Origin of the sequence: Vibrio sp. 10N.222.55.C6 (genome assembly GCF_041473395.1) — a bacterium.
Lineage (GTDB): Bacteria > Pseudomonadota > Gammaproteobacteria > Enterobacterales > Vibrionaceae > Vibrio > Vibrio crassostreae_C.
Window position 1 is genome coordinate 1 of record NZ_JBFRSD010000294.1, and the last position, 1,129, is coordinate 1,129.

At 41.0% G+C, this 1,129-nt stretch carries 1 protein-coding gene and 1 pseudogene; both read left to right on the plus strand.

All coding sequences use genetic code 11. The features are described 5' to 3' along the window. Positions 1–81 precede the first annotated feature (81 nt). Positions 82–813, plus strand: a complete 732-nt coding sequence (locus tag AB4486_RS23745) for an OmpA family protein (RefSeq protein ID WP_017083526.1) — start codon at positions 82–84, stop codon at positions 811–813. Then, positions 813–1,129: pseudogene (locus AB4486_RS23750) on the plus strand (transcriptional regulator); the annotation flags it as partial. The gene AB4486_RS23745 and the pseudogene AB4486_RS23750, both read left to right, overlap by 1 nt.

The window sequence follows — 1,129 nt, forward strand, 5'->3', positions numbered from 1 at the left end:
TCAATACGCAACGCAGATGGTTAATGCCGTCAATACAATTTCAAGTGTCGTAGATGAAATCCAAGACAAAGTGAGTCACTAATGCGTAGAGGTTCGCGATACCAATCAAACGGTTCAGTTGACGAAGAAAACCCGTATTGGGTTTCCTTTTCTGACCTTATGTCAGCGCTTCTTGTTATCTTCATACTGGCCGCTGTAGCGTTAATTATTGAACTTACTCAAAAGACAAATGATGTTGAAGCAGGAATAGAAGAACTAAAAAAAGCTGAACAGGCGAGAAAAGACATAATCTATGACGTTAGAGATGAATTAGCTAAACGAAATGTTATCGTTGAGATCGCCGATAATGACACTGTAATACGTATACCTGAGAGCACTCTAACGTTTGCTTCAGGTAAGGATTCCATCCCAAAGAGCCCTGAAGTCCAACAGGCGGTAAAAGATATTGGTGCTGTGCTTCATATGGCTGTTCGAAAGAACGAAAGATTCAAGTACCTAGATACAGTGTTTGTAGAAGGACACACTGATAGTGATGGGATCCATTATCGAGGGAAGGGGAACTGGGGTTTATCTGTAGATAGAGCTATATCAGTCTGGAATGTTTGGCAAGCTGAAGTAGAACTTACACCTAAATTGGGTGAATTAGAAAATGCATTTGGACAGCGACTTTTTTCTGTAAGCGGTTATGCAGAAACGCGCAGAGCGAATCTACAAGAAGCTAACCAACAAGATAAAAGCCAGAACCGAAGAATCGATATTCGCTTTACGGTCAAGAAACCATCTATTGCTGACTTAGAAAGGATTGTTAATTAGTGCGCCTTCGTATTAAAAAGCTACCGGTAACTTTACGTCATGATCCTTTGGGTAAGTCAATAGAGGAGCTGTCTCAGCTCACCCAGAAACTTGGAGTACTGTCCAAGAACGCTGGTATTGAAAATACTAAATTTAAGTCAGCATACGGTGATGTCTACAAAGCACTGATAGCTAACAAGGCTGTGGAAGATGTAGTAGATACTTCTGTTCATGTGCGAGCGTTGGCAATCTCTTTGCAAACTGACATAAAAAATAAAGTCAGCTTTACTCGTCGTCTTCTCAATAAGATCACAGAAATCGTGGGGAAGCCTAGTGC